The 14,949-nt window shown below is 72.6% G+C and carries 13 protein-coding genes and 1 pseudogene; 8 read left to right on the top strand and 6 right to left on the bottom strand.

The genetic code is table 11. The features are described from left to right. Positions 1-80: 80 nt before the first annotated feature. Positions 81-320, top strand: coding sequence for a hypothetical protein (locus tag ME121_RS25980; protein ID WP_012321138.1), 240 nt, complete (start codon positions 81-83; stop codon positions 318-320). Between the two features lie 42 nt (positions 321-362). Here ME121_RS25980 and sorB read toward each other — a convergent pair whose 3' ends face one another. The 6 genes from sorB to ME121_RS25950 form a co-directional block, all read right to left on the bottom strand. Next, positions 363-680, bottom strand: a complete 318-nt coding sequence (sorB, locus tag ME121_RS25975) for a SorB family sulfite dehydrogenase c-type cytochrome subunit (protein WP_024828907.1) — start codon at positions 678-680, stop codon at positions 363-365. Positions 681-703: 23 nt separating this feature from the next. Further along, on the bottom strand, positions 704-1,912 hold the full coding sequence (gene sorA / locus ME121_RS25970; RefSeq protein ID WP_012321136.1) for a SorA family sulfite dehydrogenase catalytic subunit: 1,209 nt from the start codon (positions 1,910-1,912) through the stop codon (positions 704-706). Positions 1,913-2,010: 98 nt separating this feature from the next. Continuing rightward, positions 2,011-2,976 (bottom strand): NAD(P)-dependent oxidoreductase, encoded by a 966-nt coding sequence (locus ME121_RS25965; protein ID WP_059409870.1) that lies wholly within the window; start codon positions 2,974-2,976, stop codon positions 2,011-2,013. Positions 2,977-3,064: 88 nt separating this feature from the next. Continuing rightward, complete coding sequence (locus ME121_RS25960; protein WP_029361435.1) at positions 3,065-5,563, bottom strand: putative bifunctional diguanylate cyclase/phosphodiesterase; 2,499 nt, start codon at positions 5,561-5,563, stop codon at positions 3,065-3,067. After that, on the bottom strand, positions 5,553-6,974 hold the full coding sequence (locus ME121_RS25955) for a cytochrome P450 (protein ID WP_059409869.1): 1,422 nt from the start codon (positions 6,972-6,974) through the stop codon (positions 5,553-5,555). Before ME121_RS25955 ends, ME121_RS25960 begins: the two co-directional genes overlap by 11 nt. A 155-nt stretch (positions 6,975-7,129) precedes the next feature. After that, positions 7,130-7,984, bottom strand: coding sequence for a trypsin-like serine peptidase (locus ME121_RS25950; RefSeq protein ID WP_076730125.1), 855 nt, complete (start codon positions 7,982-7,984; stop codon positions 7,130-7,132). Positions 7,985-8,352: 368 nt separating this feature from the next. On the opposite strand from ME121_RS25950, the gene ME121_RS25945 reads away from it, so the two are divergent. From ME121_RS25945 to ME121_RS25915, 7 genes and pseudogenes are all read left to right on the top strand, one after another. Continuing rightward, positions 8,353-10,236, top strand: coding sequence for a methanol/ethanol family PQQ-dependent dehydrogenase (locus ME121_RS25945; protein WP_012321131.1), 1,884 nt, complete (start codon positions 8,353-8,355; stop codon positions 10,234-10,236). 159 nt (positions 10,237-10,395) lie between these two features. Beyond that, complete coding sequence (gene moxJ, locus ME121_RS25940) at positions 10,396-11,304, top strand: methanol oxidation system protein MoxJ (protein ID WP_024828912.1); 909 nt, start codon at positions 10,396-10,398, stop codon at positions 11,302-11,304. 145 nt (positions 11,305-11,449) lie between these two features. Beyond that, entirely contained in the window at positions 11,450-12,037 is a 588-nt protein-coding gene (moxG, locus tag ME121_RS25935) for a cytochrome c(L), periplasmic (RefSeq protein WP_012321129.1), read from the top strand. A gap of 86 nt (positions 12,038-12,123) precedes the next feature. Next, the gene (locus ME121_RS25930; RefSeq protein ID WP_012321128.1) at positions 12,124-12,414 is read left to right on the top strand and encodes a methanol dehydrogenase [cytochrome c] subunit; all 291 of its coding nucleotides are present in this window, start codon (positions 12,124-12,126) and stop codon (positions 12,412-12,414) included. Between the two features lie 147 nt (positions 12,415-12,561). After that, the gene (locus ME121_RS25925) at positions 12,562-13,593 is read left to right on the top strand and encodes an AAA family ATPase (protein WP_024828913.1); all 1,032 of its coding nucleotides are present in this window, start codon (positions 12,562-12,564) and stop codon (positions 13,591-13,593) included. Next, entirely contained in the window at positions 13,590-14,444 is an 855-nt protein-coding gene (locus ME121_RS25920; RefSeq protein ID WP_059409877.1) for a DUF58 domain-containing protein, read from the top strand. The genes ME121_RS25925 and ME121_RS25920 overlap by 4 nt, the downstream gene beginning before the upstream one ends. 2 nt (positions 14,445-14,446) lie before the next feature. Next, positions 14,447-14,949 (top strand): annotated as a pseudogene (locus ME121_RS25915) (nonribosomal peptide synthetase MxaA); the annotation flags it as partial.

Raw genomic sequence — 14,949 nt, 5'->3', positions numbered from 1 at the left:
GAACAAGCATCTCCACGCGCGGCGAAATTCGAAAGACGCCTCCATTGCGAACGGGCCGGCCGAGCGCGACATTCGTCACCATGCGCAGCGCCTCCGAAAACCAGTCGCCGGCCTTCGATCCGTTCGGCGAGCCCGTCGCCGACGGCGTCGCCCGCGCCTGCCCGGCCGCCACGGCCGGCGACCGCACGGCGCGGCGGGTCGGCGGTGCGGTGTTCTGGACCCTCGCCCTGGCGATCCTGGCCGGGCGCGTCTACGCCTACGATCTTCCGGCCGTGCAGGCCGTCGCCTCGCACGCGGCCCAGGCGCTCGCGCTGCGCTGACGCGGCGGGATCAAGCGTCCGTTCGAGCCGCCCGTCCGACCCTCAGTAGGTTCCGGCCAGATAGGCGGCGATCGCGCCGGCGTCGGCCTGCTCGATCGGGGCGTGGTAGGCCTTGATCATCTTGGCCACCTCGGCATCCCAGAAGGCTTTCCCGCGCCCGGGCGGCTGCGTGGCGATGTAGTCGACCGAGTGGCAGGTCTGGCAATTGGCCTGCGCCGCCTCGTAGCCCGCGGTCAGGCCCCCGTCCGTCGGGGGCCGCAGTTGCGCGGTCGGATCCGGAAGCGTGTAGGTCCGCGGCGCCGCCCGGGCCGCGCCGGCCGTCAGACCCGCGATCACCGCGCCGAGCACGAGCGCCCGCATCCCGTTGGTCCTCCCGTTCGCGCTCACGCCGCCCGCACCCGGGTGGTCTCGACGCCGTTGCGCATGTAGCCGGACGGGTTCCAGCGCGACGTCGTCGGCTGGGTGCTGCCGTCGTTGGCGGTGGCCCGCACCCGGATCGCGTGGGCGCCGGGCGTGAGCGCGGTCGCGAGCGACCAGGTCCGGAACGCGTAGGGGCCGAGATCCCCGCCCAGCGCGGCCCGAGTCCAGGTGGCGCCGTCGTCGGTCGAGACCGCGACCTCCCTGATGCCCGAGCCGCCGTCGAAGGCGATGCCGCGCAGGGCGACCGGACCGGCCTTCACCTGCGCGCCGTCGGTCAGGTTCGTCAGGAACGACCGGACATTGAGGCGCCCGATCGGCACCGTGGCGGCGGCCGCCTGACCGGGCTCGGTGCAGGCGCAGGCATTGTCGGGGATGCGGTAGGCGGTCTTCATGAAGAAGCCCTCGAAGGGCTTGTCCAGCACCGTGACCGTGTCGAGGTGCTTGACCCAGTAGGTCCCGTAATAGCCGGGCACGACGAGGCGGAGCGGGTAGCCGTTGAGCCAGGGCAGATCCGCGCCGTTCATGCCCCAGGCGAGCAGCACCTGCCCGTCGCCGGCCTGGTCGAGGGTCAGCGCCTTGGCGAAGTCCGGCGTCTCCGGCAGGACCGGGCGGTCGAGCCCGTTGAAGGCGACCTGCACGGCCCCGGCCTTCACGCCGGCCCGATCCAGCACGGTCCTCAGCGGCACGCCGGTCCAGCGGGCGCAGCCCATGGCGCCGTTGGCGAGCTGGCCGCCGGCCATGCGCGGCTCGAAGAAGCCGCGGGAATTGCCCGAGCACTGGTTGACCGCGACGATCTCGGTCCCGCCGGGCAGCGCCTTCAGCTCCGCGAGGCTGAACGAGGCCGGCCGCTCGACGTGGCCGCCGACGTTCAGCCGGAACGCCTCGGGATCGATCTCCAGGGGGATGTCGGCGAGGTGGTAGCGGACGAAGAAGGCGTCGTTCGGCGTGATCGCGCCCGCGTCGAAGACCGCGAACGGCGTCTCCAGCTGGGGCGGCCGGGCGGTGGTCTGCAGCAGCGGCCGCTTGCCCGGATAGGCCACGAGCGGGCGCTCGCCGTTGCCGAAGGGCAGCTGCGCCGCCTCGTCGGCGCGGGCCGGCCGCAGGCCGCTTCCCGCCGCCAGGGCGCCGAGGGCGGCGCTCTTCAGGAAGGCCCGCCGTGCCGGATCGGTCATCCTCTGCTCCTTCCCGGCCCGCACCGGACGTCCCGGTCCCCGCGCGGCCGGCTCCCGTGGATAGCCCGCTCCGGCCGAAAGGCCCAGATCCCCCGCATTCAGCGCTCCGTGAGGTGGCGGCGGACGGCCGCGGCGGTTACGGCGGAGACGCGCACGTTCGATTCCCGGGTCACGCCGGCGATGTGGGGCGTCAGGATCAGGTTGGGCACGCCCGCGAACACGGCGCCGGCGGCCGCGTCGAGGGGCTCGCGCTCGAACACGTCCAGCGCCGCGCCGCCGAGATGGCCGGAGCGCAGCGCGGCGGCCACGGCCGCCTCGTCCACGATGCCGCCCCGGGCGGCGTTGATCAGGATCGCGCCCGTCGGCATCCGCGCCAGCGCCGCCGCGTCGATCAGGCCGCGGGTCGCGTCGGTGAGCGGCACGTGCAGCGAGAGCACGTCGCTGCCGGCGATCAGCGCGTCGAGGGCGGTCCGTTCCACCGGGCCCGAGGCCGGGGTCCAGGTCTGGGTCCAGGTCTGGGTCCAGGCCGGGTCGTCCGCGGCCACGAACGGGTCGTGGGCGGCGACCGCCATGCCGAGCGCCGCCGCCCGCCGGGCGGTCTCGCGGGCGATCGACCCGAAGCCCACGAGGCCGAGGCGCTTACCGGCGATCTCGCGGCCCATCAGGGCGTTGCGCGGCCACGCGCCGGCGGCGACGGCGGCGCTCGCCCCGTAGGCGCCGCGCAGGAGCAGCAGCGCGGAGGCGATGACGTACTCGGCGACCGCGCCGTCGTTGGCGCCGGTGGCCGGGTAGACCGCGATGCCGCGCGCCCGGCAGGCGGGGAGGTCGATGTTGTCGAGGCCGACGCCGAGGCGGCCGACGACCGTGAGGTCGCGGGCGGCGTCGAGCAGGGCGCCGCGGACCTGCGTCCGGTTGCGCACGATCAGGGCGTCGGCCCGGGCGGCGGCGGCGGCGAGGTCCTCCGGCCGGTCGACGAGGCCGGGATCGTACACCACGTCGAGGCCGGCGAGTTCGGCCGCGATCGCGGCCTCGTCCATGAACTCGCTGATGACGACCTTGGGCATGGCGCGCCTCTGTCCCGGTTCCGCGTGGTCGTCCCCCGCTAGAGCCGTTGGCACCCGCGTGGCAACCCGGATCCCGGCCCTGCCGCCCTCAGGCGACCGCGCGGACGGCCCGCTCCGCCGGGAGCGCCGTCCGGGGCAGGCGCTCGATCAGGCCGGGGATCTCCTCGGGCGGCCGCGCCGGGCTGTACAGGAAGCCCTGCGCGCTGTTGCAGCGCCGCAGCCGCAGGAGCTCGGCCTGCTGCTCGGTCTCGACGCCCTCCACCGTGACGTCGATGCGCAGGTCGCGGGCGATGACCATGATCGCCTCGATCACCGTCAGGCATTCGGGGCGGCTGCTCAGGTCGCGCACGAAGGCGCGGTCGATCTTGATCTTGTCGACCGGGAACTGCGTCAGGTAGCTCAGCGAGGAGTAGCCCGTCCCGAAATCGTCGAGGGCGATCCGCACCCCGAGCGCCCGCAGGGCGCGGAGATTGTCCAGCACGTGCGGCGTGTTGGCCAGGAAGATCGACTCGGTGATCTCGATCTCGAGGCGCTCCGCCGCCAGGCCGGTCTCGCTCAGCACCGCCGCGACGTCGGCGAAGAAGTCGGGCCGGCGGAAATGGACCGACGAGATGTTGACGGCGACGCGCAGGCGCGCCGGCCAGGTCAGCGCCTCCGCGCAGGCCCGCCGCAGGGCCCAGCGCCCGATCGCGAGGATGAAGCCCGTTCCCTCGGCGATCGGGATCAGCTCGGCGGGCGAGACGGGGCCGAGACCGGGCCGGGTCCAGCGCAGCAGCGCCTCGCAGCCCACCACCTGGCCGTCCTGCAGGCCGACCAGCGGCTGGTAGTGCAGCGCCATCTCGCCGTCCGCGAGGGCCTGCCGCATCGCCTCGTCGAGTTCGTGCCGGCGCTGGACGCGCACCTCCAGGTCGCGGTCGAAGCCCCGCCAGCGCCCCTTGCCGCCCTGCTTGGCGCTGTAGAGCGCGAGGTCCGCCTTCCGGAGCAGGTCCTCGGGCTCGGTCGCGTCCGCGGGGGCGCAGGCGATCCCGACGCTGACGCCGATCTCCGCCCGGACGCCGTCGATGAGGTAGGGCTCGCGCAGGACCCCGATCGTGGCCTCGGCCAGGGCCCGCGCGGCCGCGCCGTCCCGGCCGCGCTGCAGGATCGCGAACTCGTCGCCGCCGAGGCGGAACGCCTGCGCGTCGGCCGGGAGCAGCGCGCGCAGGCGATCGGCGACCTGCCCCAGCAGGGCGTCGCCGGCGGCGTGGCCGATGCTGTCGTTGACGGTCTTGAAGCCGTCGAGGTCGAGGTAGAGCAGGCTGACCGTCGCGTCCGGAGCCTGTGGCGAGGTCTGCGCGGCGGCCGCGCAGACCTCGGACGCGACGTCGTGGAACATGACCCGGTTCGACAGCCCGGTCATCGGATCCCGGGTGGCCAGGTAGGCGATGTGCGCTTCCGCCCGTCGGGCCTCCGTCACGTCGGAGCCGACACCCCGGAAGCCCGCGAAGCGCCCCTTCTGATCGAGGAACGGCTTGCCGCTCAGCCGGAGCCAGCGCCGGCCGGCCGGCGTGTCGACGGCGATGAGGTGCTGGTGGAAGGCGACGCCCCGCCGGAGGCGGTCCAGCAGGTCGGCGCTCTGATCGGCCTCGGGGGAGATCTCGGGCGAGATCTCGGGGGAGCCCTTGGGCGAGGCCTCGGCCCGGCCGGCGAGCAGCGCCGGGAACGAGGCGTGCTGGAGTGTCCGCACCGGGCAGGCCAGCACGTCCGCCATCCGGGTGGAGACGTGCTGGAACCGCCCGGTCCCGTCCGTCTCCCACAGCCAGTCGCTGGCATTCGCCTCGAAGGCGTTGAGCAGCAGCCCGATCGTCTCGCTCTGGTCCCCGACCCGCACGCGGTCGAGGATGCGCTGGCGCGACAGGCGGCTCATGCGCCTCACGCTCGTCACCACGAAGATCGCGTAGACCGCGAGCAGGAAGCCGAGGCTGAGCGCGACCGGCTCCCCGGACCGGGCCAGCCCGACGAAGCTGCCGACGATGACCGGGACCGCGAACAGGTACGAGACCGACAGGAGCGGGCCGACCACGTAGGCGTCCGAGATCAGGCCGGTCACGATGGCGACGACGAGCAGCCGCGCGTCGCCGCCGGAGGGGGCGAACAGCACGACCGGCAGGGTCGCCCAGGCGAGGCCCAGGGCGAAGGCCAGGCCGGCGGAGATCCGGCAACCCCACCGGACGGTGGCGGCCGAGGCGGTGTCGCCGTGGGTGCGCCAGTAGAGCCAGGTCGCGTAGGTCGCCGCCGCGATCAGCACCGCGACCACGGCGAGCAGGCCGAGGAGGTAGGTGTGCGAGGCCGAGCCCCAGAAGAAGTACGCGACGGCCAGCGCGATGATCAGGTGCGTCACCGCCGAGTAGGTGGCGAGCTTCAGCGTCTCGTCGAGGAGCCCCGCGCGCACCTGCAGGCGGTAGCGGTTCGGCAGCGCGTCGTCGGCGTCGGGACCGCAGAGGCGGCCGAGCAGCGATGCCGCGCGGCCCGGCCAGGATCTCCGCCGCGCGGTCGGCTCGATCGCGCCGGGCGGGCCGGACGCGTCCGCGGTCATGTCAGGCGACATGGCCGGCCCCGGGGCGGGGCGCGACCCTCATCGTCAGGCCGCCCTTGGGCCGCAGGGTCACGCGGAACTGCGCCGCCGGCATCTCGGCCGTCACCGGCCGGAGGCGGAAGGCGGGCAGCAGCGTCGCCAGGATGACGAGGCACTCGGTCAGGGCGAGGCTCATACCGATGCAGACCCGCGGGCCGGCGCCGAACGGCAGGTAGGCGTAGCGGTCGAGCGCGGCGGCCCGCTCCGGCGCGAAGCGGTCCGGGTCGAACGCCTCCGGCCGGTCCCAGAGCAGCGCGTGCCGGTGCAGGGCGTAGACCGGCACGTGGACCGACTGCCCGGCCGGCACGACCGTGTCCCCGAGCCGGACCGGGGCCCGTGTCCGCCGCACGATCAGCGGCGCCGGCGGATAGAGGCGCATCACCTCGAGGAGCACCTGGCGGGTGTAGGGGAGCCGGTCCGCGGCCTCGGGATCGGCGGCGAGATCGTCGCCGAGGCGCGCCATCTCGGCGACGACGCGCCGCTCCACCTCCGGGTGCTCGGCCAGGACCCGGAAGGTCCAGGCCAGCGCCAGGGCCGTGGTCTCGTGGCCGGCGGACACGAAGGTCAGCAGGTTGTCGACGAGGCTCGCCTCGGGGAGCGGCGCCCCGGTCTCCGGATCCCGCGCCTGCAGCAGGAGGCCGAGGAGGTCGGAGCCGGGCTCGCCGCGGGCCCGGCGGCGCGCGATCGTGCGGGCGACCTCGCCGCGCAGGTAGCGCACCGCCTCCGCCCCGGCCCGGGCTCCCGGATGCGGGACCCAGCTCGGGGCCCGCAGCATCTCCAGGGCGATCTTCCAGCTGGTCTGGCCGAGATAGGCGTCCATCGCGGCCCCGAAGGGCTCGACCTCCAGATGCGGATCGCCCGAGACCATCGTGGCGACGATGACGTCGAAGGCGGTGCGCATCATCTCGCGCAGGATGTCCCGCTCGGCCCCGGCCGGGTCGGCGTCGCGCCAGCGCGCCCGCGTCGCGGCGGCGGCCCGGGCCATGGCCGGCACGAAGCTCCGGACCCGGTCCGGGCGGAACATCGGGATCGCGGTCCTGCGCTGGCGGCGCCAGCGGGCTCCGTCCGCGGTGAGGACCCCCGCGCCGAGGGCGGGGGCCAGCGCCCGCAGCATGAACGGCTCCCGCTCCAGCGCCTCGGCCTGGTCGACCATCAGGCTGCGGATGTGGCCGGGATCGCAGACGTAGGTGGTCCGCTGGCCGAGGAAGCGGGTCGTCACCAGCGGTTGTGTGTAGATCTGCCGCGGCCAGGCCTCGATCAGGCTGCCCAGCATCGTGACGAGCACGGATGGCAGCGCGACCGCCTCGGCCACGCCCTCTGCCACGGCCGCCGCGAACGGCGGCCGTCCCGGCGCGCAGACCCTGAACGTTCCGACAGCGGGCATACCGGCTCCCTCGCGGGACCAGATTCGTGGCTCAACGTTAAGTTTTGCCGTGCCGGCGCATCGCCGTCGAGAACTTCGCCCGGGACAGGTCCGGAAATCGCCGCCTTGCTTACCGGGGGCTTACCGGAATTCCCGCGCAAGTCCGGCGGCCCGCGCTAGCGGTCCCGGGTCTCGAGGGCCCGAGCCTTGAGGGCCTCGTGGAGCCGGCCCTCGATCAGCAGCGCCGAGCCGTAGTGGAACTCGATGTCGAAGGCGTGCCGCTGGTTCATCGAGAGCGACGCGCTCTGCATCGCGATGAGACGGCCCTCCGCGTCGAACAGGCCCGAGCCCGATCCGCCGTAGCCGTCGTTGCAATCGTGGCGGGCGCGGCGGATCGCGCCCTCGCTCGGCGGATCGATCCGCCGGACGGCGCAGGATTCCCGGCTGCTCTGGCCCCGGTAGTTCTCGTGCCCGGCCGGTGAGACCATCGTCACCGGGAGCGTCAGGTCGCCGGTCGGAAGGGTGGGCGGGTCCGGGATCGGCTGCGGCCGCGCCTCGGCCGGCTCGGAGAGGCGCAGCAGCGCCCAGTCGTCGGTGATGTGCAGGCGCCGGGCCTCGGGCTCGACGCCGAGTTCCAGGACGTCGGGCACGAAGGCGTAGTTCCGGCCGGCGATCTGAAAGTAGCAATCGGCGACGGTTCGGGTGACCTCCAGTTGTCGATTGCGGAAATTGTGCGCGTTCATCAGCACGAGGGACCGGCTCCCGATCAGCCACGCGGCGGCGGCCTTCTGGGGGATCCCGTCCGGGCGCCGGCACCACAGGACGCCTGCGCCGGGAAAGCGGTCCAGGTCGGCCCCCGTCAGTTCGCGCCGCCCGTCCTGCTGATAGAGCGCCGCGAGACGGCGTTCCCCGCCGGTCCCGGGCGCCGGGGCCGGGGACGCCGGGCGGGCCGCCAGTCCAGCGGCGAGCCCGGCCGCGAGTCCGGCCGCCAGCGCCAGAGAGCGGGCCGCGCAGCCCGTGACACGACCCATGGCGTCCTCCCGGAACGGGTCGGCGGACGGCTCGGGGCCCGCACGCCCGCACATCGCTCCGGCCTGTCTGGGGTGAAGGCCGGCTCGCGGTCAAGGCCCGCGTGGTCTTACCAGATCTCCGGTGTTCTGTTGCCGGATCATCCCGAAAAGAAATGTTTCGTTTTGCAAAGACACGCATTACAAGCCGTGCGAATAATCAAGCGGCGCACAACGATAATAAGTCTTTTATAAGCTCAGCGAATACTGGAAACAGCCCGGATATCGCGACGCTAGAGACGGATTTGTCGGTGAAAGTCGTGTCGCCGTCGAATGAACACCACGATGACTGTGAGGCCAAACGGCGTGGCAGTCCGGCGAGGAGACGCAGGATGATCAGGCTCCGGAATTCCGTCTCGGCATTGGCGATCATGGCGCTCGCGCCGGTCGCCATGGCGGGCGTGGCGCAGGCCAACGACAAGCTCATCGAGAAATCGAAGAGCGACGAGAACTGGGTGATGCCCGGTAAGAACTACGACTCGAACAATTACAGCGACCTGACGCAGATCAACAAGAGCAACGTCAAGCAGCTCAAGCCGGCCTGGACGTTCTCCACCGGCCTGCTCAACGGCCACGAGGGCGCGCCGCTCGTCGTCGACGGCGTCATGTACATCCACACCTCGTTCCCCAACAACACCTTCGCCCTCGGCCTCGACGATCCGGGCAAGATCCTCTGGCAGGACAAGCCCAAGCAGAACCCGGCCGCGCGCTCGGTGGCCTGCTGCGACCTCGTCAACCGCGGCCTCGCCTACTGGCCCGGCGACGGCAAGACCCCGGCGCTGATCCTCAAGACCCAGCTCGACGGCAACGTCGCCGCCCTCAACGCCCAGACCGGCGAGACGGTGTGGAAGGTCGAGAACTCCGACATCAAGGTCGGCTCGACCCTCACGATCGCCCCCTACGTGGTGAAGGACAAGGTGATCATCGGCTCCTCGGGCGCCGAGCTCGGCGTGCGCGGCTACCTGACCGCCTACGACGTCAAGACCGGCGCGCAGGTCTGGCGCGCCTACGCGACGGGCCCGGACGAGGACCTGCTGCTCGCCAAGGACTTCAACATCCACAACGCCCATTACGGCCAGAAGGGCCTCGGCACCGCGACCTGGGAGGGCGACGCCTGGAAGATCGGCGGCGGCACCAACTGGGGCTGGTACGCCTACGATCCGGGCACCAACCTGATCTACTTCGGCACCGGCAACCCGGCGCCGTGGAACGAGACCATGCGTCCCGGCGACAACAAGTGGACGATGACGATCTTCGGCCGCGACGCCGACACCGGCGAGGCGAAGTTCGGCTACCAGAAGACCCCGCACGACGAGTGGGACTATGCCGGCGTCAACGTGATGATGCTGTCCGACCAGAAGGACAAGGACGGGAAGATGAGGAAGCTCCTCACCCACCCGGACCGCAACGGCATCGTCTACACCCTCGACCGGACGGACGGCACGCTGGTCTCGGCCAACAAGATCGACGACACCGTCAACGTGTTCAAGTCGGTGGACCTGAAGACGGGCACGCCGGTGCGCGATCCGGAATACGGCACCCGGATGGACCACCTCGCCAAGGACATCTGTCCCTCGGCGATGGGCTACCACAACCAGGGTCACGATTCCTACGATCCGAAGCGGCAAGCCTTCTACATGGGCATCAACCACATCTGCATGGATTGGGAGCCCTTCATGCTGCCCTACCGGGCGGGTCAGTTCTTCGTCGGTGCGACGCTGAACATGTATCCGGGCCCGAAGGGTGACCGGCAGAACTACGAGGGCCTCGGCCAGATCAAGAGCTACAACGCCATCACCGGCAAGTTCAACTGGGAGAAGATGGAGCGCTTCGCGGTCTGGGGCGGCACCACCGCGACCGCCGGCGACCTCGTCCTCTACGGGACGCTGGACGGCTTCATCAAGGCGCGCGACTCCGACAACGGCGACCTCCTCTGGAAGTTCAAGCTGCCGTCGGGCGCCATCGGCTACCCGATCACCTACACCCACAAGGGCACGCAGTACGTCGCCATCTACTACGGCGTCGGCGGCTGGCCGGGCGTGGGCCTGGTGTTCGACCTCGCCGACCCGACCGCCGGTCTCGGCGCGGTGGGCGCCTTCAAGAAGCTCGCCAACTACACCCAGATGGGCGGCGGCGTGATGGTGTTCTCGCTGGACGGCAAGGGCCCGTACGACGACCCGAACGTCGGCGAGTACGCGCAGCACGCCGCCAAGTAACGGCCACCCGCACCCCGCCCGCATCCCGTCGGCCTCCGGCCGGCGGGGTTTCGGGATCGGATCCCGACGCGCGGGGGGCCCTCCGGCGCCCCGCCCGTCCCCGGACACGCCATCCGGACACGCCATCAAGAAACGCTTCGACAACAGGGATCAACGTCCATGCCGCGCCCGCGCGCCCGCATCCTGGCGGCCCGTCTCGCCGCCGTCCTGACGCTCGCCGCCCTGGCCGCCGGGCCGGTGGCGGCCCAGGAATCCGAGGCCCAGGCCATCCAGTCGGAGCCCGGCAAGGCCCCGCCCGCGCCGCCGGCCGACCCCGCGACCCTGCGGATCTGCGCCTCCGAGAAGCAGCCGCCGCTCTCGATGAAGGACGGCTCGGGGCTCGAGAACCGCGTCGCCGTCGCCGTCGCCGAGGCGATGGGGAAGAAGCCCGTCTTCGTCTGGCTCCCGAAGCCCGCGATCTACCTCGTCCGCGACGGCCTGGAGAAGCGGACCTGCGACGTGGTCGTCGGGCTCGACAGCGACGATCCGCGGGTGCTGACCACCCGGCCGTACTACCGGAGCGGCTACGTCTTCATCACCCGCGCCGACAAGGATCTCGACGTGAAGTCCTGGTCGGACCCGCGGCTCAAGACCCTCGACCACATGGTGGTGCCGTTCGGCTCCCCCGGCGAGGCGATGCTCAAGGATATCGGCCGCTACGAGGAGGACATGGCCTACCTCTACTCGCTGGTGAACTTCCGCTCGCCGCGCAACCAGTACACCCAGATCGACCCGGCCCGCATCGTCAGCGAGGTCGCCACCGACAAGGCCGATGTCGGCGTCGCCTTCGGCCCGGACGTGGCCCGCTACGTCAAGGAGTCCCCGACGCCCCTGCGCATGACGCTGGTCCCGGCCGACACGGTCGGCAGCGACGGCCGCAAGGTCCCGCAGGTCTTCGACCAGTCGATGGGCGTGCGCAAGGACGACGAGGCCCTGCGCAAGGCGCTCGACGCCGGGATCGAGAAGGCCCGGCCGGCGATCGCGGCGATCCTCAAGCAGGACGGGGTGCCGGTCGTCGCCTCGAACTGAGCTGCGCCCGCCCCGCCTCCGCCCGGCCCGGCGCGACCGGGCCGCCGACCGAGACACCGCGCCAGACACCGCGGCAGACACCGCCCCAGACATCGACCAGACGTCGCTCGCGACGTCGATCAGGACATCAGGACCCGCTCAACAGATGCTCATCGTACGTTCGGCCCGCGTCGCCCTTCTCACCCTCGCCGCGGCGATGCCCGTCGCGGCCCGCGCGCAGCCCCAGTCCGGCCCGCAGACCGGGATCGTCTTCCGCAACACCATCACCGGCGAGGCGATGGACACGGCCGAGGGCAAGCCGGGCGGGCGGGACACGCAGGCGGTCAAGACCTTCTTCCAGACCGGCAAGAATCTCTACATCGACGACAAGTCCTGCCTGCGCAACGGCGAGAGCCTGTTCCTGACCTCGTGCTCCGGCTGCCACGGCCATCTCGGCGAGGGCAAGGTCGGGCCCGGCCTCAACGACGATTACTGGACCTACCCGGCGAACACGACCGATGTCGGCCTGTTCTCGACCCTCTGGGGCGGCGCCAACGGCATGATGGGCCCGCACAACGAGGATCTCAATCCCGACGAGATGCTGCAGGTCATCGCCTGGATCCGTCATCTCTACACGGGTCCGGTGAAGGATGCCGAGTGGCTCACCGACGAGCAGAAGAAGACTTACAAGCCCTTCAAGGAGGGCGAGACCTTTGCCAAGGACGTGCCCGGCCAGTGCAAGCCGCTGGACTAGCCGCTCTCGGCAAGTCGCGCCCCGCGGGAGACGGGGCGAACCCACGGCCCGACCGGCCGCCCGAGGAAGAGACGGAGGAATCTACGATGCGCACAGTGATCACGGCGGCGATGCTGATCGCGGGGGCGGCCTTCGCGGTGCCGGCGCTGGCCTATGACGGGCAGACCTGCAAGGCGCCCGGCAATTGCTGGCAGCCGAAGCCCGGCTTCCCCGAGAAGGTCGCCGGGACCAAGTACGATCCCAAGCACGACCCGAAGGAGGTCAGCAAGCAGGCCGAATCCATCAAGCAGATGGAGGAGCGCAACAGGAAGCGGATCGAGAACGCCAAGAAGACCGGCAAGTTCGAGTACGACGTCGCCAAGATCTCGTCGAACTGATCGCGGCCGGTCCGACCGGCCCGGGGCCGGCCCGCGCCGCGGCGCCGGCCCGCAGCGACGCTCGGCACCGCGCGCCGCACCGACACGCCGCACCGTTACCCGGCGCCGCCGCTCCGGCGCCCCGCCCGACACCGCAGGCACCGCCTCATGAACACCCTCCGTCCCGGAGACACGATGCTCACCGACTGGCGGGCGGCGGCGGCCCGCTTCGAGGCGGAGGTCGCCAAGGCGGTTGTCGGGCAGGAGCGGGCGATCCGCCTCGCGACGATCGCGATCTTCGCCCGCGGCCACGTGATGCTCGAGGGCGATGTCGGCGTCGGCAAGACCACCCTGCTGCGGGCGGTGGCCCGGGCGCTGGGCGGCGCCTACGAGCGCGTCGAGGGCACGGTCGACATGATGCCGACCGACCTGATCTACCACACCTATCTCGGCCCCGACGGCCGGCCGCGAGTCGATCCCGGCCCGGTCCTGGCCCGGGCCGAGGATCTCTCGGTGTTCTTCTTCAACGAGATCAACCGGGCGCGGCCGCAGGTGCACGCCCTGCTGCTCCGGCTGATGGCCGAGCGCAGCGTCCAGGCCTTCGGCCGCACCTACACGTTCCCGAACCTGCAGGTCTTCGCCGACCGCAACCGCGTCGAGCGCGAGGAGACCTTCGAGCTCCCGGCCGCGGCCCGCGACCGCTTCCTGATGGAGATCGGGCTGGAGGCGCCCCGGGACGCGGCGGTGCGCCGGAGCCTGGTCTTCGACCCGCGCTTCCACGACACCGACGCCCTCGTCGGCGCGGTCGCGGAGGGCGTGCTCGACCACGCCCGGATCGGCGGCATCGCGGCCGCGATCCAGCACGCCGTCCGCGCGGAGCCGTCGATCGAGGCCTACGTGGTGGCCCTCTGGGACGCGCTGGTCCGTCCCGCGGAGGCCGGGATCCGGCTCCCGGGCCTCGACACCGCCACCCTCGTGCAGGGGGGCGCCTCGCCGCGCGGCGTCGCCTTCCTGGTGCGGGCCGCCCGGGTGCGGGCGTGGCTGGAGGGCCGCGACTGGCTGGTGCCGGAGGACGTGCGGGCGGTCTTCACCGAGGTGATGGCCCACCGGGTCTTCCTCGAGCCCGTCCACGAATTGCAGCGCGGCGCGATCGTGCCGGCCCTGTGCCGGGCCGCGTTCGAGACGGTGCCGGCGCCGTGAGCGACCCGCGCACGGCCGACATCGTCTACCTGCCGCGCTGGCGGCCGCGCGGCAGCCGGGCCGGTCTCCACCGGGGGCGCGACGCCGGCGGCGCCGGCCCGTTCCGCGATCAGGTGCCGTTCCTGCAGCTGCCGGATGCGCGCCGCATCGACCTGCGCGCGACGCTGCGCGACCCGTTCGAGGGCGTGCATGTCCGCCGCTTCGAGGCGCGGACCGCGGTCGAGACCTGGGTCCTGGTCGATCTCTCGGCCTCGATGGGCTTCCGCGGCACGGCCGACCGGGCGCGCCTCACGGGCGATCTCTGCCGGGCGCTGGCCGTCTCGGCGACCCGGATCAGCGACGGGTTCGGCCTGATCGGCTGCGACGAGACCCTGCGCGACGACCTCACCCTGCCCGCCACCCGCCACCGGGGCGCGGCCGTGGCCGCCGCCGAGCGGGTCGCGGGCGCGGAGCGGGCGGGGCGCGGCTGCGCCGGCATGCTCGAGGCCGCGCGGCGGCTCGCCGGGCGGCCGAAGCTCGTCTTCCTCGCCTCCGACTTCCGCTGGCCGGAGAGCCTGATCGCCCGGGTCTTCGCCGCCCTGGCGCCGCACGACACGGTGCCGATCCTGCTCGCCGACCCCGCCGAGGCGGAGGCGCTGCCGGCCTTCGGCCTCGTCGAACTCGACGATCTCGAGGGCGGCGGCCGCCGCGTGGTCCTGCTGCGCCCGAGCCTGCGCCGGGCCTGGATCGCCCGGGAGCGGGACCGGATCGCCGCCCTGGAGCGCGCCGCCGCGCCCTTCGCGCGCCGGGTCTTCCGGCTCGCCGGGCGCTTCGACGCCCAGGCGCTCACCCGCCACCTGCTGACGACCTGAGCATGGGCGCGCGCGGTCCCGCCCTCCTGCTGGCCGGCCTCCTCGCGGGCGTCCTGGCCGCGCCCCTCGCCCTGACGGCCGGCACGGCCGCCGCGCAGGTGCGCTCCGTCGAGGTGCGCAGCAAGCGGCCCTTCGGGATCTTCCTGGGCGACCTGGTCGAGGCGCAGGTGGAGATCCTGGCCGATCCCGACTTCCGGCTGCAGCGCGCGACGCTGCCCCGGCCCGGTCCGGTGACCTACTGGCTCGACCTGCGCGCCGTGGCGGTCGACGAGGCCCCGGTGGCCGGCGCCCGTCGGGTGCGCCTGCGCCTGACCTACCAGAGCTTCTACGCCGCCCTCGACGCCCGCACCCTGGAGGTGCCGGGCTTTCCCCTGACGCTGGCGAGCGAGGCGGCGACCGGCCTCACCACGGCCGCCGTCCAGGTGCCGGGCTGGAGCCTCGGCGTCTCGCCCCTGCGCGAGGTGCAGCCGCAGCGGCGCGAGGATCCGGCCGAGTACCTGCGCCC

Origin of the sequence: Methylobacterium sp. ME121, assembly GCF_000974725.1 — a bacterium.
Taxonomy (GTDB): Bacteria; Pseudomonadota; Alphaproteobacteria; order Rhizobiales; family Beijerinckiaceae; genus Methylobacterium; species Methylobacterium radiotolerans.
The sequence above is the reverse complement of the archived record's forward strand: the minus strand, read 5'-3'. Positions and strand labels throughout refer to the sequence as shown.

Coding starts and splice junctions, on each gene's coding strand:
- ME121_RS25960 (WP_029361435.1), bottom strand. CDS start 5,563: ATGTCGCCTGACATGACCGCGGACGCGTCCGGCCCGCCCGGCGCGATC.
- ME121_RS25955 (WP_059409869.1), bottom strand. CDS start 6,974: ATGCCCGCTGTCGGAACGTTCAGGGTCTGCGCGCCGGGACGGCCGCCG.
- moxG (WP_012321129.1), top strand. CDS start 11,450: ATGCTCATCGTACGTTCGGCCCGCGTCGCCCTTCTCACCCTCGCCGCG.
- ME121_RS25945 (WP_012321131.1), top strand. CDS start 8,353: ATGATCAGGCTCCGGAATTCCGTCTCGGCATTGGCGATCATGGCGCTC.
- ME121_RS25965 (WP_059409870.1), bottom strand. CDS start 2,976: ATGCCCAAGGTCGTCATCAGCGAGTTCATGGACGAGGCCGCGATCGCG.
- ME121_RS25950 (WP_076730125.1), bottom strand. CDS start 7,984: ATGGGTCGTGTCACGGGCTGCGCGGCCCGCTCTCTGGCGCTGGCGGCC.
- sorB (WP_024828907.1), bottom strand. CDS start 680: ATGCGGGCGCTCGTGCTCGGCGCGGTGATCGCGGGTCTGACGGCCGGC.
- ME121_RS25980 (WP_012321138.1), top strand. CDS start 81: ATGCGCAGCGCCTCCGAAAACCAGTCGCCGGCCTTCGATCCGTTCGGC.
- moxJ (WP_024828912.1), top strand. CDS start 10,396: ATGCCGCGCCCGCGCGCCCGCATCCTGGCGGCCCGTCTCGCCGCCGTC.
- ME121_RS25930 (WP_012321128.1), top strand. CDS start 12,124: ATGCGCACAGTGATCACGGCGGCGATGCTGATCGCGGGGGCGGCCTTC.
- sorA (WP_012321136.1), bottom strand. CDS start 1,912: ATGACCGATCCGGCACGGCGGGCCTTCCTGAAGAGCGCCGCCCTCGGC.
- ME121_RS25925 (WP_024828913.1), top strand. CDS start 12,562: ATGAACACCCTCCGTCCCGGAGACACGATGCTCACCGACTGGCGGGCG.